18 protein-coding genes are annotated in these 19,363 nt (G+C 55.7%); 12 read left to right on the top strand and 6 right to left on the bottom strand.

Annotated features, from left to right (window positions below; translation table 11 throughout):
- Positions 1–44: 44 nt before the first annotated feature.
- The gene (locus WBY09_RS15030) at positions 45–1,019 is read left to right on the top strand and encodes an SAM-dependent methyltransferase (RefSeq protein WP_371810686.1); all 975 of its coding nucleotides are present in this window, start codon (positions 45–47) and stop codon (positions 1,017–1,019) included.
- Here the strand turns inward: WBY09_RS15030 and WBY09_RS15025 are convergent.
- A complete protein-coding gene (locus tag WBY09_RS15025; RefSeq protein WP_197146628.1) occupies positions 1,010–1,456 on the bottom strand; it encodes a GFA family protein in 447 nt (148 codons plus the stop codon). The genes WBY09_RS15030 and WBY09_RS15025 overlap by 10 nt on opposite strands.
- 237 nt (positions 1,457–1,693) lie before the next feature.
- Between WBY09_RS15025 and nadB the strand changes: the two genes are divergently transcribed.
- Positions 1,694–3,340 (top strand): L-aspartate oxidase, encoded by a 1,647-nt coding sequence (gene nadB / locus WBY09_RS15020; protein ID WP_252724045.1) that lies wholly within the window; start codon positions 1,694–1,696, stop codon positions 3,338–3,340.
- A complete protein-coding gene (locus tag WBY09_RS15015; protein ID WP_197146626.1) occupies positions 3,341–3,790 on the top strand; it encodes an MOSC domain-containing protein in 450 nt (149 codons plus the stop codon).
- Here the strand turns inward: WBY09_RS15015 and WBY09_RS15010 are convergent.
- Complete coding sequence (locus tag WBY09_RS15010; RefSeq protein ID WP_197146625.1) at positions 3,787–4,386, bottom strand: DUF4269 domain-containing protein; 600 nt, start codon at positions 4,384–4,386, stop codon at positions 3,787–3,789. The genes WBY09_RS15015 and WBY09_RS15010 overlap by 4 nt on opposite strands.
- A 100-nt stretch (positions 4,387–4,486) precedes the next feature.
- Here WBY09_RS15010 and WBY09_RS15005 point away from each other — a divergent pair, with 100 nt between their 5' ends.
- The gene (locus tag WBY09_RS15005; protein ID WP_197146624.1) at positions 4,487–5,443 is read left to right on the top strand and encodes an AEC family transporter; all 957 of its coding nucleotides are present in this window, start codon (positions 4,487–4,489) and stop codon (positions 5,441–5,443) included.
- 43 nt (positions 5,444–5,486) lie between these two features.
- On the opposite strand, the gene WBY09_RS15000 is transcribed toward WBY09_RS15005, so the two are convergent.
- Complete coding sequence (locus tag WBY09_RS15000) at positions 5,487–7,361, bottom strand: ABCB family ABC transporter ATP-binding protein/permease (RefSeq protein WP_120225848.1); 1,875 nt, start codon at positions 7,359–7,361, stop codon at positions 5,487–5,489.
- A 251-nt stretch (positions 7,362–7,612) separates the two neighbouring features.
- On the opposite strand from WBY09_RS15000, the gene WBY09_RS14995 reads away from it, so the two are divergent.
- The 7 genes from WBY09_RS14995 (at position 7,613) to WBY09_RS14965 (ending at position 15,306) form a co-directional block, all read left to right on the top strand.
- Positions 7,613–8,899: a glutamate-5-semialdehyde dehydrogenase gene (locus WBY09_RS14995; RefSeq protein ID WP_197146623.1), complete on the top strand. Its 1,287-nt coding sequence runs from the start codon at positions 7,613–7,615 to the stop codon at positions 8,897–8,899.
- Positions 8,896–9,504, top strand: a complete 609-nt coding sequence (locus WBY09_RS14990; RefSeq protein WP_040823073.1) for a nicotinate-nucleotide adenylyltransferase — start codon at positions 8,896–8,898, stop codon at positions 9,502–9,504. The genes WBY09_RS14995 and WBY09_RS14990 overlap by 4 nt, the downstream gene beginning before the upstream one ends.
- A 55-nt stretch (positions 9,505–9,559) precedes the next feature.
- Positions 9,560–9,949, top strand: coding sequence for a ribosome silencing factor (gene rsfS / locus WBY09_RS14985; RefSeq protein WP_051007601.1), 390 nt, complete (start codon positions 9,560–9,562; stop codon positions 9,947–9,949).
- An 80-nt stretch (positions 9,950–10,029) separates the two neighbouring features.
- The gene (rlmH, locus tag WBY09_RS14980; RefSeq protein ID WP_120225710.1) at positions 10,030–10,488 is read left to right on the top strand and encodes a 23S rRNA (pseudouridine(1915)-N(3))-methyltransferase RlmH; all 459 of its coding nucleotides are present in this window, start codon (positions 10,030–10,032) and stop codon (positions 10,486–10,488) included.
- Between the two features lie 214 nt (positions 10,489–10,702).
- Complete coding sequence (locus WBY09_RS14975; RefSeq protein ID WP_336233151.1) at positions 10,703–12,466, top strand: methyl-accepting chemotaxis protein; 1,764 nt, start codon at positions 10,703–10,705, stop codon at positions 12,464–12,466.
- A gap of 204 nt (positions 12,467–12,670) precedes the next feature.
- Entirely contained in the window at positions 12,671–14,479 is a 1,809-nt protein-coding gene (locus tag WBY09_RS14970) for a methyl-accepting chemotaxis protein (RefSeq protein WP_336233150.1), read from the top strand.
- A gap of 53 nt (positions 14,480–14,532) precedes the next feature.
- Positions 14,533–15,306, top strand: a complete 774-nt coding sequence (locus tag WBY09_RS14965; protein ID WP_336233149.1) for a DeoR/GlpR family DNA-binding transcription regulator — start codon at positions 14,533–14,535, stop codon at positions 15,304–15,306.
- A 23-nt stretch (positions 15,307–15,329) separates the two neighbouring features.
- On the opposite strand, the gene WBY09_RS14960 is transcribed toward WBY09_RS14965, so the two are convergent.
- Both WBY09_RS14960 and WBY09_RS14955 read right to left on the bottom strand, forming a co-directional pair.
- The gene (locus WBY09_RS14960; RefSeq protein ID WP_336233148.1) at positions 15,330–16,664 is read right to left on the bottom strand and encodes an aspartate aminotransferase family protein; all 1,335 of its coding nucleotides are present in this window, start codon (positions 16,662–16,664) and stop codon (positions 15,330–15,332) included.
- On the bottom strand, positions 16,661–17,662 hold the full coding sequence (locus WBY09_RS14955) for a phosphotransferase enzyme family protein (protein WP_336233147.1): 1,002 nt from the start codon (positions 17,660–17,662) through the stop codon (positions 16,661–16,663). Before WBY09_RS14955 ends, WBY09_RS14960 begins: the two co-directional genes overlap by 4 nt.
- Positions 17,663–17,911: 249 nt before the next feature.
- Here WBY09_RS14955 and fabG point away from each other — a divergent pair, with 249 nt between their 5' ends.
- Positions 17,912–18,691 (top strand): 3-oxoacyl-ACP reductase FabG, encoded by a 780-nt coding sequence (fabG, locus tag WBY09_RS14950; protein ID WP_286792691.1) that lies wholly within the window; start codon positions 17,912–17,914, stop codon positions 18,689–18,691.
- 82 nt (positions 18,692–18,773) lie between these two features.
- Here fabG and WBY09_RS14945 read toward each other — a convergent pair whose 3' ends face one another.
- Positions 18,774–19,307, bottom strand: coding sequence for a dihydrofolate reductase family protein (locus tag WBY09_RS14945; protein WP_063089168.1), 534 nt, complete (start codon positions 19,305–19,307; stop codon positions 18,774–18,776).
- Positions 19,308–19,363 lie beyond the last annotated feature (56 nt).

Here is a 19,363-nt window from a genome sequence, read left to right as displayed (position 1 = left end):
TTTCCCGCTTTTTTATTGGGTCAAAACCGCGTAAAAGCAGGCCCATGATGGAAAACACACAGACATTCGATACCCCGGACGGCGTTGATGCCGTAATCGAGCCAATGGATGCCACCGGCTACCTCGCCCCTGTCGGCTTTGAGGATCAACTTGAAGCCGAACTTGGTGACGTCAGTGAACGCCATGACCGGTTGATGTTCGCCCCCGGTCCGGAACGGCGCGTATTCTGGGCGCAGAATGTCTGGCGCAATCCGGTGCGCATTGCCATCCCGTCGATCAAGGGTGCGGCCAAAATCCTGAAATTCAATCAGCGCAACTGGGCCCTGTTCAAGTTTGACCATTTTTCGCGCGCCAAGCTGATCGAAGGGCATCTGCCCCATGTGTCTGCCAAGCGTCAGGTGTTTGGTGAACCCGCCCCGACCGCACCGCTTGGTTCATGGACTCTGATTGATCCCGATACCATCATTGCATCGGCCGATTGTTCCAGCCCGTGGAAAAACGGCGAGGTCGAGTTTGAAGAAGACAAGGTCACCCCACCCAACCGTGCCTACCTTAAACTGTGGGAGGCATTCACCCGGGTTGGCGCCTATCCGCAGGCCGGTGATCGCACCATGGATCTGGGCGGAAGCCCGGGCGGCTGGACCTGGGTTTTGCATGAATTTGGTACCGACGTCATTTCCATCGACAAGGCGCGTCTTGATGCCAAGATCGCCAATCTGCCGCGTGTGGATTTCCGTCAGGAAAGTGCCTTTGGCCTCAACCCGGAAGAAATCGGCTATATTGACTGGCTGTGCTCGGACGTCATTTGCTATCCGGATCGACTGTTTACACTGGTCAATCAGTGGATGGATGCCGGGATGGCGACCAATTTCATCTGCACCATCAAATTGCAGGGCGATACGGACTATTCCGCAATCACCGAGTTTGCCGATATCCCCGGATCAAAGGTCGTGCATCTGTATAACAACAAGCACGAACTGACCTGGATGAAGGTGCCCGGCGTTACCGATCAGGATTGATCGGCAACGGCAGCATTGTCGGCCTTGTCTGATTGATCATGTTGGGGAATTGCCGGATCAAGCGGATAATAATCCCCTTTATCTGCGCAATAAATCTGCCCGACTGTGGTCATACCCTTTGTATCATCAAGAGTTCCGGGCATCAGTGCCATATTGTCGTTGCGCACAGGGCGCCAGAACAGGGCGGTGCCGCATTCCTTGCAAAATCCGCGATCGGTTTTATCGGACATGCGATACCACCGCAGCCCGTCATCCTTGGCCAGTTTCAGATGATGGCGGTCAAAGCGGGCATAAGAGCTGACATGTCCGTGCAGCTTGCGACACAGTTCGCAGTGACACATCACCGCATCGTCAACCGGCCCGTGAACTTCATAACGGACATCGCCGCAATGACATCCACCGCGATAAACCGTCTCCTTGTGCGCAGAATTGCCCACAGCAAACTCCCCTAGTTGGTGTTGGGTGGTCCTTCTTAATCTGTCTGGTTGGCGGCCATTTGCAAGCAACGCGCAATAAATCTGACACAGGCAGACAGAAATCATCACACCATTTCAGACAAATATGTTTGAGATTGGCTAAAAGCAGTCCTATTCTGCGCCTCTGTTCGGAGCCCGATGTTGACGCCACCGCGCCAGTTTCCGCCATCTGGCACCGCCCGAAAGCGATGGGAAAAAATGTCCGAAAACTCTTTCCAGTATGATGTGCTTATTATCGGTAGTGGTGCTGCCGGTTTGTCCACGGCACTCAAACTTGCCCCGCATGTAAAAGTTGCCGTTCTTTCCAAGGGAAAGATCGATGATGGATCGACCAACTGGGCACAAGGCGGTATTGCCGCTGTGCTTGATGCCGCCGACAGCATCGAAAACCACGTTCGTGATACGCTGGTGGCAGGCGCCGACCTTTGCAAACGCGAAACCGTCGAATTCGTCGCCACCAATGCGCCAAAGGCAATTGCCTGGCTTGATGAACTTGGCATTCAACTGACCCGCGACCCCAATGGCGATAACAATCAGCCGTTCCACCTGACCCGCGAAGGCGGTCACAGTCATCGCCGCATTGTGCACGCGGCAGATGCCACCGGGCGTGCGGTTCAGACGACGCTTCAGGGGCAGGCGGTCAATCATCCGAACATTGATGTTTTTGAAAACTATCTGGCGATTGATCTGGTGACTGATCGCAAGTTCGGTGGCGAAGGTCGCCGCTGCATCGGGGCCTATGCGCTTGATCTTGGCACCGGAAAGGTCAAGTCATTCAATGCGCGCACCGTGATCCTTGCCACCGGCGGGGCGAGCAAGGTTTACCGGTTTACCTCAAACCCGGACGGGTCAACGGGCGATGGTATTGCCATGGCATGGCGTGCCGGTTGCCGTGTGATGAACATGGAATTCAGCCAGTTCCATCCGACGTGCCTGTATCATCCGCAAGCCAAATCCTTCCTGATTTCCGAAGCCGTACGTGGTGAAGGCGGCAAGCTTTTGCTGCCTGATGGCACACGCTTCATGGACCGGTTTGATGAACGTGGCGAACTGGCCCCGCGTGATATCGTTGCACGCGCGATTGACCATGAACTCAAACGTCTTGGTGCAGATTGTGTTTACCTTGATATCACCCACAAGGGGACAGATTTCATCAAGGAACACTTCCCGACCATCTATGAAAATTGCCTGAGCTACGGCATCGATATGACCCAACAACCGATCCCGGTTGTTCCGGCAGCCCATTATACCTGTGGCGGGGTTCTGACCGATCTGCGCGGGCGTACCGATCTGACCGGGCTTTATGCCATTGGTGAATGTGCAGGCACCGGTTTGCATGGTGCAAACCGACTGGCATCGAACTCGCTTCTGGAATGCCTTGTGTTTGGCGAGGCCGCGGCAAAGGACATTATCGAAGCCCTGCCGGTCGAGGATCTTTTCAAACCGATCCCGGACTGGGATGAAACCGGCATCACCGATTCAGACGAAGAAGTCATTGTTGCCCATAACTGGGAACAGCTGCGCAACGTGATGTGGGACTTTGTCGGCATTGTCCGCACCACCAAGCGCATGCAACGCGCCCAGCACCGGGTGGATTTGCTGTTATCGGAAATCGATGAATATTACGGCAATTTCCGTGTCACCAATGACCTTCTGGAACTGCGTAACCTGTCGGTCGTTGCCAAGCTGATCATTCAATCTGCCCTGTGGCGGCGCGAAAGTCGGGGGCTGCATTACACCACCGATTACCCTGATCTTGATGAAAGTGGCACGCCGCGCCAGACCATTCTGGTGCCGGAAAACTTCGCAGGTCGCTGGGTGATCTCCGGTCAATGGAAAACCTGAATGGTCGATAAAGCCGAACTTGTAGGTATCGCGCGCAAGGCACGCCCGCGCGCCCCGATGGAAAGCCTTGAAAGCGTCGCAGTCACAACCGAACTTGGTATCGACGGAGATTTTCGCGGCAAGCTGCGCCGACGTCAGGTCACCATTCTGGCCGAAGAAGACTGGCAGACGGCATGCCACGAAATCGGTCGAGATGACATTCACTGGACCGAACGCCGCGCCAACCTTTTTGTCCGCGGGATTGCCTTGCCACGCAGCAAAGGCAGCAAACTCTCAATCGGTGACGTGGTGTTTGAAATTACCGGCGAAACAGACCCGTGCAATCGCATGGATGCGGTTGCCATGGGACTGCAAGAAGCTTTGAGACCAGACTGGCGGGGTGGTGTGACCTGTCGCGTGATCACGGGTGGCACAATGACCGTCGGTGATCCGGTGACTGAGAACACCTAGTTTCCACCAACACCAAGTAGTTGGCAAAGCTGTGGTGGCGAAAGGCTGACAAGTTCAGCCAGTTCAATATACGGGTCGCCGGACAATCCCAGAAGTCTGGCAAAGGCCGGTTCGGTCTTGATGCCTGACTGCTTCAGCGCCCTGACCTCGCGGGCAAATTCATCGCCCATCACACATAGTATCCTCGCCTCGAACAGCATATGGACAAAACCGTATTGCGAGCGTGTCGGACAATCGGTGGCAAAGATTTCGACAGGCAGTCCGTCACACTCAAATCGGACAACCGATGCTGCCGCGACATGGCGGGTTGCAGGACGCTTGTGAAGACGATAACCGTCAAAATGACCAAACACCCGGTCTGAGAGTTCAGAGAACGCCGTCAAATCAGGGGCGTTGCACAGGATATCAATGTCAGAATCCAGCGTATCAATCGCAAGCGGCAAGGTCCCGACAACCTCGGGCTCATACACCGCCAAACAATCAAGTAGCCGGTGACGGTCAAGAATTTCGGCCGCGCGTGCGCCACGTGGAGACGCATTCGCAAGCCGGGTCACCCCGGAAAAGCTATTGCCATCCAGTCCTTCTGGCCAATCCATTACCGTATGGTTCTTTTTTGAAATCATTCTGTTTCTTGACCTTGGGCCAATAGGGGGCTAGCTGATGAAGGCCTTACCACAATGAAAGCCTCTGGCCCAGATGCTTGATATCCTTGCCGTTACATTGCCGATATTCCTGATCATCGCCATTGGCTATATCGCTGTCTATCGCAACATCGTTGCGCAAACGGTCGCACGTGGCATGGGGGCATTTGTGATCAACTTTGCCTTGCCGTGCCTTTTGATCCGCACGTTGATTGCCCATGACATCAATAAGGTGTTCGACACCAACTATCTGGCGGCATATGGCAGCGGGTCCTTGATCGTGTTCGCGCTGGGCTATTTCTTTGCCCGATTGATCGCCAAGAAAAGCCAACAGAATGCCGCCCTGCAGGGTATGGGCATGTCGATGTCCAACAGCGGCTTTATCGGCTATCCGATTGTTCTGCAGCTGCTTGGTCCGACGGCGGGTATTGCACTGGCACTTTGCTTTATCATCGAAAATCTGGTGATCACGCCACTGACCCTGATCCTGGGCGATAGTGCCGAGGCTGAGGGCACCAGTCGTTGGCAAATTCTGCGCAAGACCTTTACCCGGCTTGCACGCAATCCAATCATTGTCGCCATTGTGATCGGGATGAGCTTTTCGATCTCCGGGATCACGTTGCCCGGTCCGATCTTTTCGGTGATTGATATGCTGGCATCGGCCTCTGGGCCAGTGGCGCTGTTTGTCATCGGTGGCGGGCTTGTTGGGCTCAAACTGCGCGGTTTGCGGTTTGACATGGCGCGCATCGTGTTTGGCAAACTTGTGCTGCACCCGTTGATCATTTTCCTTTTGCTGGGACTTGTCCCCGATCTTGATCCGGTGATGAAGATCGCTGCTGTCGGTTATGCCTGTGCACCGATGTTGAGCGTCTACCCGATCTATTGTCAGCGCTACGGGCACGAAGCAATGGGCGCGGCATCCCTGATGGCAGCCACATCGCTGTCCTTTATCACCATCAGCACGGCGCTTTGGTTGCTTGATAGCACCGCGGTATTCGGGCCATTGCCTTAGGCAACCGCCCGAAACCACAGCTTCAAATCTGCCCCCAGAAAAATCAGCCTGGAATTTCACCCGCGTGGGCGAGGATTTCCTCGGCCTGGCGGATTTCCTGTTGCTGGGCCCACATCTCGGCATACAGGCCATCACGATCCAGCAATTCCTGATGGCGGCCACGTTCGGCCACCTGTCCATCGCGCAGCACGATGATTTCATCGGCGTCAATCACGGTGGACAGTCGGTGCGCAATAATCAGGGTCGTGTGCCCGCGCGACACTTCACGAAGCGCCTGCTGGATATCCTTTTCGGTGCGGGTATCAAGGGCGGACGTGGCTTCGTCAAAGATCATGATTTTCGGACGTTTGAGCAACATGCGCGCAATCGACACGCGTTGCTTTTCACCGCCCGAAAGTTTCAGGCCACGTTCGCCAACCATGGTTTTGAAGCCTTCGGGAAGGCCTGCGATAAATCCGTCGATGCTGGCAAGCTTGGCGACATTTTCGATCTCGCCCTGTTCCGAACCGGGACGGCCATAGGAAATGTTGTAGGCAATGGTATCGTTAAACAGGACGGTATCCTGCGGTACGATGCCAATTTCGCGACGAAGCGAATTCTGTGTGACGTCACGGATATCCTGACCATCAATCGTGATCTTGCCACCCGACACATCATAAAACCGGAACATCAGCCGCGTCAGGGTCGATTTGCCCGCCCCGCTTGGCCCGACCACGGCAACGGTTTTGCCAGCTGGCACTTCAAAGCTGACCCCCTTAAGGATCTTGCGATCCGGGTTATAGGAGAAATGCACATCTTCAAACCGGACGGTTGCCGCATCACAGGCAAGGCTTTTGGCACCCGCCTTGTCTTCGACTTCCTTTTCGACATCGAGAAGCGAGAACATGCGTTCCATATCGGTCAGCGACTGCTTGATCTGGCGATAGACAAACCCAAGGAAGTTGAGCGGCATGTAAAGTTGCAGCAAATAGGTATTCACCAGAACGAAGTCACCGACCGTCATGGTGCCGTCCTTAACCCCTTGGGCGGCCAGCAGCATGTTCAGAACAAGGCCGACGGCAATGATCGCACCCTGCCCGACATTGAGCTTGGAAAGCGAGACTTGCGACTGCACAGCCGCAACTTCATAGCCCCGCAGCGCCTTGTCATACCGGGTGGATTCATGGGCTTCGTTGTTGAAATATTTGACGGTTTCGTAGTTGATCAGACTGTCGATGGCCTTGGTATTGGCCTCGTCATCGCGCTTGTTCATTTCGCGCCGGAACTTCATGCGCCATTCGGTCACCACCAGTGTGAAGACGATATAGATCACGATGGTGGTAAAGGTGATCAGCGCAAACCAGACATCATAAAGCGCCCACAGGATGATCGAGACCATGAATATCTCAAGCAAGGTCGGCAGGATGTTAAACAGCATGAAGGACAAAAGAAATTCAATGCCCTTCACCCCACGTTCAATCGCGCGCGAAAGCCCGCCCATCTGACGATCCAGATGGAAGCGCAGGGATAATCCATGCAGGTGCTCAAAAACGCTCAGCGCGGATCTGCGAATGGCGCGCTGGGCCACCTTGGCAAAGACCGCATCGCGCATCTCGCCAAAGGCCGAAACCAGAATCCGCACAAGCCCATAGCCGACGATCAATGCTACCGGCACAACAATCAGGGCTGTGGTATCTGTTGATCCCGACTGGGCAGCGTTTGCCGCCGCATCACCAGCCTTGTCGCCACCACCAAGCGCATCGACCGCGTATTTGTACAGCACCGGGATATAGACGTTTGCCACCTTGGCCCCGACCAGAAAAAGCAGAGCCAGAACAACACGTACCTTGAGCTCAAACTCGCCGCGCGGCCACAAATAGGGTAGGAACGTCTTCACAACGCCGAACTCTGCACGCGCAGTCGGTTGATCGGAACCCATATTTTTCAAAACCTTATCCCCAATCAGCAACCGGGCAGCATTGCGGTATGTGCACGGCATGTCATCTCTTTGTGTCATCAACAGATGGACCGCTACGCACTATTTGGCAAGCATTCAGCGCGCTTTGTCCATTCAAGGACATTGCAGATAGCCGGTTTGATGTCTATTTTGCCAATTTGTTGATAAAATCTCAGAACAATTGGCCAAGTGCGTTTTGCACTGGCCAGAATGACAGGAACGGAACCAGGACCATGACGGCGCTTGCCAGTATCGAAAGCCAGGATATCGCAGCACTGATGCGCGATATGGGAATCAAGGCCCGCAAGGCGGCACTCGAACTCGCACAGGTCCCGGCCGAGCCAAAGGAAGCTGCCCTTAAGGCCGCAGCCGCCAAACTGCGCGAAAACGCAGATACCATCCTTGCCGCCAACGCAAAGGACATGGAAGCCGGTCGCGCCAAGGGCCTGACGGCAGCCTTGCTGGACCGTCTGGCACTGGATTCTGATCGCATCGAAGGTATTGCCAAGGGTATTGAGGCCGTTGCCGAGCTGCCCGATCCTGTCGGTCGTGAGCTGGCGCGTTGGAGCCCGGAACATAACGGCCTTGATATCGCGCGCGTATCCGTCCCGCTTGGCGTGATTGGCATCATTTATGAAAGCCGCCCGAACGTGACGGCCGATGCCGGTGCGATGTGCATCAAATCGGGTAATGCCGCCATCCTCCGTGGTGGGTCTGAAAGCTTCCACTCATCGCGTGCGATCTTTGACTGCATGGTGGCTGGCATCCGGGAAGCAGGCCTTCCCGAAAATGCCCTTCAGATGATCCCGGTAACGGATCGTGCCGCAGTTGGCGAGATGCTGAAACTGTCGGATTACATCGATGTCATCGTCCCGCGCGGAGGTAAGTCGCTGATTGCGCGCATCACGGATGAGAGCCGTATTCCGCTGTTCAAGCATCTGGAAGGGCTTTGCCACACCTATGTCCATGCCAGTGCCGATCCGCAAAAGGCGGTCGACATTGTCGTCAATGCCAAGATGCGCCGCGTCGGGATTTGTGGCGCGACGGAAACCATCCTGATCGATAGTTCGGTCGCAGGCCGTCTGTTGCCCCGCATTTCCGAGGCACTGGTTGCCAAGGGATGCGAACTTCGCGGGGATGAAACCGCGCAGGCGATTGATGGCCGCATCAAACCGGCCACGGCCGACGATTGGGTCACCGAATATCTTGATGCGATTGTGTCGATCAAGGTTGTGTCGGGCGTGCAAGAGGCGGTTGATCACATCAACACGTTTGGATCGCACCATACCGATGCCATCGTTGCCGAAAACGCCACCGCATCGGCCACCTTCCTCAATGGGGTGGATTCCGGGATCGTCATCGTTAACGCATCGACCCAGTTTGCAGATGGTGGCGAATTTGGCATGGGGGCCGAGATCGGCATTTCGACCGGCAAGCTGCATGCACGTGGCCCGGTCGGAGTCGAACAGCTGACCAGCTATAAATACATTGTTCGTGGTAACGGTCAGACCCGTCCATGACGTCATCTGCCCCCAGATCACATGCGGCCCCACCACGAGTCGGCCTGTTGGGCGGGTCGTTCAATCCCGCCCATGAAGGTCACCTTCATATATCGCTCGAAGCGTTGAAACGCCTACAGCTTGATGCGGTCTGGTGGCTGGTGTCGCCGCAAAACCCGCTTAAGTCATCGACCGGCATGGCGGACCTTGCCGACCGCTTTGATTCGGCACTGATGATGGCAAAGCATCCCCGCATTGTTGTTTCTGCAATTGAAACCGAGCTTGGAACCCGCTATACGGCCGACACTCTTGCAGCCTTGCAACGCCGTTTTACCCGAACAAAGTTCGTTTGGCTGATGGGAGCAGACAACCTGGCCCAGTTCCATAAATGGAAATGGTGGGAAAGGTTGATTTTACGTGCTCCCATTGCGGTTCTCGACCGTGAAGGGTATTCTAACAAGGCATTGTCCGGGACCGCCGCGCGCCGTATGGAACGCTGGCGCATTCCCATGGACAGGGCGGGTTTGCTGGCCGATCTGGATGTTCCGGCCTGGGTATACCTGCCAATCAAGCGCCATCCGGCCTCTTCGACCGCAATTCGCGCCGAAGGCAGATGGCAGGTGTAAGCATCGCAGCGATGTATTTGGCCGGTAAAGTCCGGCCTTCGCGCGAAACATTAAGGTGGCGACCATAGGTACCGCAAAACAGACTCTGACCTCCGGCGAAATGCTTTCGCTGATCCAGAGAACGCTCGAAGATGACAAGGCCGAAGACCTTGTTACCATTGATCTGACCGATAAAACCTCCCTTGCCGATCACATGATCATCGCAACCGGCTCGTCATCGCGCCGGGTCGCATCCATGGCTGAACACCTTGTCGAAGCCATCAAGGATGCCGGTCAGGGCCGTGCATTGGCCGAAGGCAAGGAACAGGGTGACTGGGTTCTGGTCGATACGGGCGATGTCATCGTTCATCTTTTCCGTCCGGAAGTTCGTGCCTTTTACAACATCGAAGAGATGTGGGGCGTTGAAAACCCGGCTCTGAAACAGCAGGCAGCGCGGCTGTACTAACAGCCCGCGCTGTTTGGCGCCTGCCCAAGGCGGGTAACGGCGCCAAACAGGTATCTTGCGTAACGGTCTGGATCGACGACATGCAAATCACCCTTGCTGCGGTGGGACGGATGAAAGCCGGCCCCGAGAAAGATCTTTTTGACCATTACGCTGCCCGACTGCGCTGGCCCTTCGTGCTGCGCGAAGTCGAAGAAAAAAAGAAACTCCCCCCCAATCAGCTTAAAGACCGCGAAGCGGATCTCCTGCTTGGCGTCATTCCGGAAAATGCCTTCCTGATCGCGCTCGATGAGCGCGGCAAGGAATATGGATCGATCGAGTTTTCGCAAAAGCTTGAAGGCTGGATGGATCAATATGCCGGCAATATCGCCTTTGCCATTGGCGGGGCGGACGGGCATGGCGCAGCCCTGAAATCACGGGCCAATACGCTTTGGTCGCTGGGCAAGGCCACATGGCCCCATATGCTGGTCCGCGCCCTAATTGCCGAACAGCTGTTTCGCGCCCACGCCATTCAGACCAACCATCCCTATCACCGCGAGTAATACCGCATCGCGGCATAAAGATAGGGACAGACCCTACCTGCAGTGCAAGGCACCCTATACCGTTGCTCAGCTTATGCCCGAGAAAATAAAGATATTTTCTCGTTTTAGCCCATGCTGCCTTGCAACATACAAACAGCGTCGCTAACATTCCCCACAAGAAAAAAATATTCCCAAAATCAAAAAATGACTCTTGGGTAATGGTAAGGCGTTGAATATGGAACAAACTGTTTTGGCTACGCAGGACGGCGAAACTGCGCGCAAGGTCGCCCAAACCAATGCTGGCATCGAAGACCTGATGCGCGGGATCTCCACCGCACTGGATTACATCCAGCATCTTCTGGAATTTGCCAATACGGCGGGCGAAACCCAAGACAGCCTGATGCGCGAAATCGACGTGCGGTCAAACAATCTGCGTGCCGGTCTGGATGATACCGGGCGCGAGATCGAAAACAGCACATCTGTTGCCCATGACGTTCAGGAAGCCACCCGCGCCACAGTGGCCGCAAAGACCGACGCAATCCGAACCGACCTTGAACGCATCAGCGCCGAACTGGAAACCAAGGCCGAAGGTGCGAACAAGGTCCTGAGCGCGATTGAGGATATCGGCAAGGGTATCAAGCTTTTGGCCCTTAACGCCGCGATTGAGGCCGCGCGCGCAGGTGATCATGGCCGTGGATTTGCCGTTGTTGCCAAGGAAGTCGGCAATCTGGCGCAAAGCACCATGCAGCGCACCCACGAGGCGGTCGATCTGATCGATCTTTCGGATGTCACCAAGGCGCTGCGCGAAAGCATGGCCAGTATCGGTAATGACCTTGATAGCCTTGGCAATGAAATCGAAGCGTCGCTGACCACCCTTCAGGAACGCTTTGCCAACATGTCAGAACGGCTATCTGACATCTCCGAACACAATCAGGTGGTGTTTGAATTACTGTCGGGCAGCAAGGATGCATCGGCCCGCACACGCGGCAAGGTCACCTGGGCGCATAATGACACCAAGGCGCTGAGCACAAGCCTTTCGGATGCGGCACTGGCGGAAGACAACCTTGCACAGTTTCTGAAGTCCCATCACCTGCATGATGATCCGACCTATGACCGACTGGCCGATATCAAGGCGCGCGGCAAAATCCGCATCGCCATTGAACCGGCCTTTGTCGGGCTGTCATTCCGCCTGAAGCCAAATGATCCGCTGCGCGGCCTTGATGCCGATTACGCAAGGGCACTTGCCAAATGGCTGGGCGTTGAATGTGAATTTGTTGAACATCCCTGGGATCTTCTGACAGAGCTTCTTTTTGTGGGCGCAAAGCCCGGCGCACCGACCGCCGATGTGGTCTGGAGCGCCCTGCCCCCCAGCGACTTTTACAAGGGTGTCGCTTATTCAGATACCTACACATACCTCAACTTCGCGCTTTGTCGGCGGGCCGGGAATACGGCGATCAATCGCCTTTCGGACCTTGATGGCAAGGTGTTGGGCATCATCAATGATCCGGTGGCGTTTCAGGTTCTTGAAGAACAGGGGCTGCGCTGGGCGGATAATGAAAGCAAGCCGGGCGGCATCGCCAAGCTTTCCAACCTGATTGCCTATAGCGACCAGACACGCCTGCATGATGCCTTGGCCGACGGGGCCGTTGATGCCTTTGCGGTTGATCAGCCGATCTTCCACTGGGCGGCAAATAACCCGGAAAGCCCATGGCATGGCCGTATTGAAGTCCTGCCGGGTAATATCCTGCCATTGCCTTATTACTATACTGCCGCCGTGGCCGCCGAACCGGCATCCTGGAAATTGCTGTGTGCGATCAACGAATTCATTGCCGAATTCCGTGGCACGTCTGCGCGCGCCGACATCGAAAAACTGTGGCAGGGCCAGGCGCTTGAACATCACCTGACCTACAAGGACGAGGCCGGAAACCTGATCGGGGCGGATGAACTGGCAACCCTCTATCACGCTCATTGCCGCAAGTTCGGCATTGCCGAGCATTAGGCATTGCAACGCAACACAAAGTTCCGGTGTGCGGGCACCAAACGCCCTGCGAGATTCGAAAAGCATTGCAACTTCAAGGCATCACAACACCTGTTATCAACTTTCATAATATGCTGCCTTGCAACATTTTCCACCCGACGATAGAGTTTCCTTATAAGAAATAAAAATTCACAAAATTCAGTGGCAGTGGTGAGGCTTTGAAAAATGGAAGAAACCATCTTGGCGCCGCGTGCAGACCTGGTCGATCAGGACGAGCCGCAACAATCATCAGACACTCAGCCCATGCAGGCGGATACCCCACCACCACAAGCCGACCAACTTGACGGGCTGATGCGCGGTATTTCCACGGCCCTTGATTACATTGAAAACCTTCTGAAATTCGCCAATACAGCGGGCGAAACCCAAGATAGCCTGATGCGCGAGATTGATGTGCGATCCAACAATCTGCGCACCGGTCTTGAACAAACACGCCGCGAAATCGAAGAAAGCACCCATACGGCCAACGATGTGCAGGAAAGTACGCGCGCAACGGTCTCGTCGAAAACCGATGCCATTCGTGGCGATCTTGAAAAGATCAGTCAGGACTTGGAAACCAAGGCCGAAGGTGCAGCAAAGGTTCTGAGTGCGATTGAAGATATCGGCAAGGGGATCAAGTTGCTCGCCCTCAATGCCACGATCGAGGCCGCCCGCGCCGGTGAACATGGCCGCGGCTTTGCTGTGGTGGCCAAGGAGGTTGGCAATCTGGCACAAAGCACCATGCAACGTACCAACGAGGCCGTCGATCTAATCGATCTGTCCGATGTCACCAAATCCTTGCGCGAAAGCATGGGCAATATCGGCAATGACCTTGACAGCCTGGGTGGTGAAATTGAAGAGGCACTTGGTGGGCTTAAGGATCGCTTTGCCCAGATGTCGGGACGCCTTGAACATATCAGCGGCCACAATCAGGTCGTGTTTGAACTGCTCGATGCCAGCAAAGACTCATCGGCCCGCACACGCAGCAAGGTTAGTTGGGCGTCAGGAGAAATCGCCAAACTGTCAAACTGCACCACCGATACAGCAAACGTATCGACCAAGCTTTCGCAGTTTCTGGCCGCCAGTTACATTCCCGAAGATCCGGCCTTTGACCGCCTTGCCGACATCAAGGCGCGCGGTAAAATCCGCATCGCGATTGACCCGGCACTGGTCGGGGCATCGTTCCGCCCGCGAAAAAGTGGCCCGCTGCATGGTATTGATATCGACTATGCCGAGGCCTTTGCCAAATCCATCGGCGTTGAGTGCGAGTTCATTGAACATCCGTGGGATCTTTTGACCGAGCTTCTGTTTGTTGGCAAAAAGGCCGGACAACCGCCCGCCGATGTTGTCTGGTGCGCCTTGCCGCCCAGTGATTTTTATAAGGGCGTCGCGTTTTCAGATACCTACACCTATCTGAACTTTTCGCTGATCCGCCGACCGGACAACACATCAATCAACACCATTGCCGATCTAGAGGGGAAGGTACTGGGCACGGTTAATGACCCCGCCGCCCTTGCCGTGCTTGAAGATGTCGGTCTTCGCTGGGCGGATAATGAAAACAAGCCCGGTGGCATTGCCAAGCTTTCGAACATGATCGCCTATGGCGATATTTCACGCGTACATGACGCGGTTGCCGACGGGGCGATTGATGCCTTTGCCGGCGACCATCCGGTGTTTTACTGGGCGTCGAAGAACCCGCAAAGCCCTTGGCATGGTCGTCTGGAAGTTCTGCCCAAGCCGATCCTGCCACACCCGTTCTTCTATGTCGCGGCGGTCGCAGCCGATCCGGCGTCCTATCCGTTGCTTTGCGCCATCAACGACTTCATCGCCGATTTCCGCAAGACGCCGAAACGGGCCGAGATTGAAAAGCTTTGGCAGGGTCAGCCGATTGAACATCATCTGACCTACAAGGACGAAGCCGGCAATCTGATCGGCGCAGATGAACTTGCCAGCAGCTACCACGCCCATTGCCGTAGATACGGGCTGAATTCCGATTGACGGATTGCTTAAAACGGCTGGCGCGATGATGGTCCGGGCACTATCATCGCGTTATGGCAGCAAACAAGAAATCCCTTCGACAACAACGCATTCTTGGCGAACTGGACCTCGAACCGTCATTGCGGATCGCGGATCTGGCCGAACGTTTGAATGTCTCAAATGAAACCATTCGACGCGACTTTGACGAATTGACGTCGCAAGGGCTGATCAACCGTACCTATGGCGGTGCTGTCCGCCGTCAGGCCAGCGAGCCGGGCCTGAATGAACGCCATCAGCTTCACATTGCCGAACGCGAAAGCATCGCCAAACAATCCGTGCCGGTTCTGGCCGGTGCGCGCCATATCATGATCGGATCCGGGGCCACCACGGTGCATGTCGCCAAACGATTGGCCGTGAACATGACGGATCTCACCGTCATCACCCATTCGTTTGGCGTTGCCACCGTACTTGCCATCAACCCGACGATCCGGGTGATCATGGCGCCCGGCCTTTATCACGCACAGGAAGGTGCGATGCATGGCGCGCAGACCGTGCGGTTTTTAGAAAACTATCGGGTGGAATGGGCAATACTGGGGGCCAGTGGCCTTGACGGTGACGGGGCAAGTGACGCCTTGATCGAGGCGGCTGATGTTTATTCCGTCATGATGGAACGCGCGACGCGGAGCATGATCGTTGCCGACCACACCAAGTTCAATCAGGCCTTCCCGGCGCGCTATTGCGACTGGACGTCGGTCGATGTTCTGGTCACTGATGAGAGCCCGATGGGGGTTCTTGATGAAACCATCCGTGCCGGTGGCTGCATGGTCAAGGCGGCGACGCGCACCTGATCCCTAAATCGCAGTCCGGACGCTTATCGACAGGCGCGTAGCGACTTCGCCAGCGCCTCGATAAAGAAATCGACCTCGGACGATTTCAGGCAAAGCGGCGGGCGAATTTTCAATGTCTGGCCGTATTTCCCGGCCGCCCCGATCAGAACCCGGTTCTCGCGCATGGCATTAATGATGTCACTGACCAGTTGCCCGCTGGGGTTGGCAGGATCGCCATCGGGTGACAGGTCAACACCGATAAACAACCCAGCCCCGCGCACATCGCTGATACGGCCATCAATATCAGCCAGATGCAGCAACCCTTCACGCAGTGATTTGCCACAAAGGGCCGCATTGGTCTGAAGGTTTTCATCGCGGATGACATTCAAAACGGCCAGCCCCGTCGCCGATGCCACCGGGCTTGCGGCAAAGGTGTTGAAATATCCGACATCGTCGCAAAAGGCGCTGAGCAATTCCGGCCGCACGGCAATGCCCGCCATCGGAAAACCATTGCCCATCGGTTTACCCATGCTGACGATATCGGGTTCGACATCGTGTCGGGCAAAGCCCCAGAAGGCATCACCGGTTCTGCCAAAACCCGGCTGCACTTCATCGGCAATAAACAGCCCGCCTGCCCGATGCACAATCGCGACCGCAAGACGCAAGAAACCGCGCGGGTTGGAAAACACACCGTCACTGGAAAAAATGCTATCGGCGATCAGGGCCGCAACGCCATAACCGCGATCTTGCAAAACCAGTGCGGCCTTATTGACCTCATCGGCAAAACCAGCGGCAATATCATCGCCGTATGTAAGCTTGCTGGGGGCCGGAATGGCAATCACGTGATCAGGCAATTGGCCACGTTTCAACGCCGATGGCGAAATGTCCGTCACCGCCGCCGTGTTGCCGTGATAGGCGGACTCAGTCACGATAAAACCACTGGCACCCGTCGCACGCTGTGCAATGCGCAGAGCAAGGTCATTGGCCTCGCTGCCGCTACAGGTCAGGACGATATTTTCAAGGTAATTCGGAAATGTCGCCTTCAGACGATCGAGATATTCCTCGGTCGTCTGATGCAGATAACGACTGTTGATATTAAGCTTGGCGGCCTGATCCGCCATAGCCGCGACCACACGCGGATGGCAATGCCCGACCGAGGGCACATTGTTATAGAAATCCAGATAGCTGGTGCCATCCGCCGCCGTCATCCAGCAGCCTGATCCCGACACCATTTCAATCGGATCGCGGTAAAACAGAACCGATGCCGCGCCAAAGTTCCGGGTGCGGCGCGACAAAAGGTCATCGCCCATGTTGGTCCGCCTGAAAGACGTTTTGCCATCATAGGCGTTCATATCAAGGATGGGGCGCACAGGCTTCATTTCGTACTCTCGGCTGTCAGATAATCCTGCGCCATTTGCAGGGTCCCGGCGGTAAAGCCCGTGCCCATTTCCTGCGCGGTCGGTGTTTCCGGGTGGCTGGCAATCCAAGCGGTCAAAAGCAGGCGACGCAGCATAACAAAGCTATCAAGCATCGCCGCGTCACTGGCCGAAAACGGGGCTACGGTCCGGTATCCCTCAATCCATGCTTCTTTCAGTGCCGGGACAATCGGATCAAGCTCGATAAAGCTGATCGCAGCGGCAAAATCATAGCCAAACCAGCCAAACCCGCAGTCATCGAAATCAATCACACCCAGCCGGTCGCCATCGACCAGAAGGTTTGCCAGACGCAAATCGGCGTGGATCAGACCATAGCGATCATTGCCCATCCCGAAGGACGCAAGCTTCTGATCAAGATGGCTGCATAGACGTTCAAGCAACGCCAGACCATCGTCATCAAGGCCCTGTGCGTCCCGCCAATCCCCCCAATGCGGATTGGCGCCAAGGGTGGTATCGAACGTCCAGCTTTTGCGCACAAAATTAACCGATCGGGTCCATTGCCGCGCATGACCATGCAGGCGCGCACTGATCGCGCCCAACTTGAAAAATCCATCAACCAGTGCCTCATCAGCGGAGGGTTCGGCACCACGCATAAAATCAAACGCGACCACATGGCGACTGACCCCGCCCTGATCAAACTCGGCAACCAGTGATCCGTCGCTGCGCATGCGTGGCTCGGGTGTGTCGACGATGTCACTGGCCCGAAGGGCGTTTATCCAGGCGAGTTCAGACTCGATTTCCGCACGCGTGTGATAGCCCGGCCGATGAACGCGCAGGATCAGTTTTGCACCGCTATTTGGATCGGTTGCCAAAAAGGTCGCATTTTCCGAAACGGTCAGAAGCGACACATCGGTATCCGGCCCCATACCCCAACCGGGCAGGACCGATACGGCCCCAGCCTTAAGCACATCAATCATGTTGTCATCGTAAATGCCGCCCAATTGATGCCTCCTGTCGTTGTTTCGTGACCGCCTCGAAGCGGATGTTGTGCGCCGTTTCAGGACCGTCTCAGTACCATTTTGTGAATAATGCGGCACAAAATGTGTAACTTGCAACATTTTTTGTTGCATCACGGAATATTTCGACCAATCATCAAGAAAACATAACTCAGCGCACAATCAGGGAACCGGCAATCCGCAGCACACCGCAAAGCTGGCGCATTGCCCAATGACTTCACGAAAGGATCGACCATGCTGACTTCGATTTCCGGCAAAAGCGTCATCGTCACCGGTGGCTCAAAGGGCATTGGCAAGGGTATCGCCAAGGTATTTGCCAGCAAGGGCGCAAAGGTCATGATCGCCGCCCGCACCGAAAAGGACGCGGCCGCGACGGTGGATGAAATCAAGGCCGCCGGGGGCACCGCCGACATGTTCCTGTGTGATGTCTCGGATTTCGATCAGGTAAGCGCGCTTGCCGACTACACGGCCAAAACCTTTGGCGGGATTGACATCCTGTGCGCCAATGCCGGCATATTTCCACAGGTCAAGATGGTCGATATGACGGCGGATGACTGGGATCAGGTCATGTCGACCAACCTTAAAAGCAGCTTCCTGTGCGTGAAGGCCTGCATTCCCTATTTCGAGAAAAGCGGCAAGGGGCGCGTGGTGATCACGTCCTCGATCACCGGGCCTGTCACCGGCTATCCGGGATGGTCGCACTATGGTGCGTCAAAGGCCGGACAGCTTGGCTTTATCAAGACGGCCGCCATGGAATTGTCGCGCTATAACACGACGATCAATGCCGTCATGCCCGGCAATATCATGACAGAGGGCCTGGCCGATCTTGGCGAGGATTATCTGTGCTCGATGGCGAACTCGATCCCGCTGAAACGTCTGGGCAGTGTCGAGGATATCGCCAACGCCGCCCTGTTCTTTGCATCCGATGAAGCGGCCTATATCACCGGCCAGCAAATCGTGGTCGATGGCGGTCAAATCCTGCCAGAATCGCTTGAGGCACTTGAAGAGATTTAAGCCTTCATCCTGCGCCAAAAACGGCACAGGAACACAAAGCCCGCATCCGGTTCACCAGATGCGGGCTTGTTTGTTTTCGGGCTTACGCCAAACCGTACTGGCTGCGCACGACGCCGGAATTGTACCGTTCGGACGCCAGAAGACGGGGTTTGATCCCCCCGGCGTCACGCCCGAACAATGAAATACCGGAACCCAGCACTTCCGGGATGGTAAAGATATCAAGCTGATCGGCGAAACCGCCAAACAGGAACTGTGTGACCACGCTGCCCCCGCCGACGACCCAGATGTCGCCATCCGCCGACCGCCGGTCGCGCAATTGATCGACCAGTTCGATGATACTGCCGCCATAGGCCTCTGTGTTGGCAGGCCTATCTTTGGGCAGTTCGCGTGAAGTCAGAACGATTGTGCGGCGGGCCTCATAGGGCCAGTCGCCAAATTCCATCACCTGATCAAAGGTGTTTCGCCCGATGATCAGCGTACCGACGGAGTCCAGAAAGTCATCAAAGCCGAACTCGGCCGGGTCATATTCCCCCAACCAGTCCACCGCACCATTGGCACGCGCAATGAAGCCATCCAGACTGACCGCGATGTAAATGCGGAACAGTTTTTTGCTCATATCTATGTCCAACCGATATTGGGGTCTTTGCCCCTATTTTTAGTCGGCAAATCATA

The sequence above is a fragment of the Thalassospira sp. CH_XMU1458 genome (genome assembly GCF_037027205.1).
GTDB lineage: Bacteria > Pseudomonadota > Alphaproteobacteria > Rhodospirillales > Thalassospiraceae > Thalassospira > Thalassospira tepidiphila.
The sequence above is the reverse complement of the archived record's forward strand: the minus strand, read 5'-3'. Positions and strand labels throughout refer to the sequence as shown.

Bases quoted from the DNA above. Each gene is read 5' to 3' on its own strand.
- fabG (WP_286792691.1), top strand. From the start codon at position 17,912: ATGCTGACTTCGATTTCCGGCAAAAGCGTCATCGTCACCGGTGGCTCA.
- WBY09_RS14960 (WP_336233148.1), bottom strand. From the start codon at position 16,664: ATGAAGCCTGTGCGCCCCATCCTTGATATGAACGCCTATGATGGCAAA.
- WBY09_RS14945 (WP_063089168.1), bottom strand. From the start codon at position 19,307: ATGAGCAAAAAACTGTTCCGCATTTACATCGCGGTCAGTCTGGATGGC.
- WBY09_RS14995 (WP_197146623.1), top strand. From the start codon at position 7,613: ATGACGGCGCTTGCCAGTATCGAAAGCCAGGATATCGCAGCACTGATG.
- WBY09_RS14965 (WP_336233149.1), top strand. From the start codon at position 14,533: ATGGCAGCAAACAAGAAATCCCTTCGACAACAACGCATTCTTGGCGAA.
- WBY09_RS15005 (WP_197146624.1), top strand. From the start codon at position 4,487: ATGCTTGATATCCTTGCCGTTACATTGCCGATATTCCTGATCATCGCC.
- nadB (WP_252724045.1), top strand. From the start codon at position 1,694: ATGTCCGAAAACTCTTTCCAGTATGATGTGCTTATTATCGGTAGTGGT.
- WBY09_RS15030 (WP_371810686.1), top strand. From the start codon at position 45: ATGATGGAAAACACACAGACATTCGATACCCCGGACGGCGTTGATGCC.
- WBY09_RS15015 (WP_197146626.1), top strand. From the start codon at position 3,341: ATGGTCGATAAAGCCGAACTTGTAGGTATCGCGCGCAAGGCACGCCCG.
- WBY09_RS14970 (WP_336233150.1), top strand. From the start codon at position 12,671: ATGGAAGAAACCATCTTGGCGCCGCGTGCAGACCTGGTCGATCAGGAC.
- WBY09_RS14975 (WP_336233151.1), top strand. From the start codon at position 10,703: ATGGAACAAACTGTTTTGGCTACGCAGGACGGCGAAACTGCGCGCAAG.
- WBY09_RS15000 (WP_120225848.1), bottom strand. From the start codon at position 7,361: ATGGGTTCCGATCAACCGACTGCGCGTGCAGAGTTCGGCGTTGTGAAG.
- WBY09_RS14990 (WP_040823073.1), top strand. From the start codon at position 8,896: ATGACGTCATCTGCCCCCAGATCACATGCGGCCCCACCACGAGTCGGC.
- WBY09_RS15010 (WP_197146625.1), bottom strand. From the start codon at position 4,386: ATGGATTGGCCAGAAGGACTGGATGGCAATAGCTTTTCCGGGGTGACC.
- rlmH (WP_120225710.1), top strand. From the start codon at position 10,030: ATGCAAATCACCCTTGCTGCGGTGGGACGGATGAAAGCCGGCCCCGAG.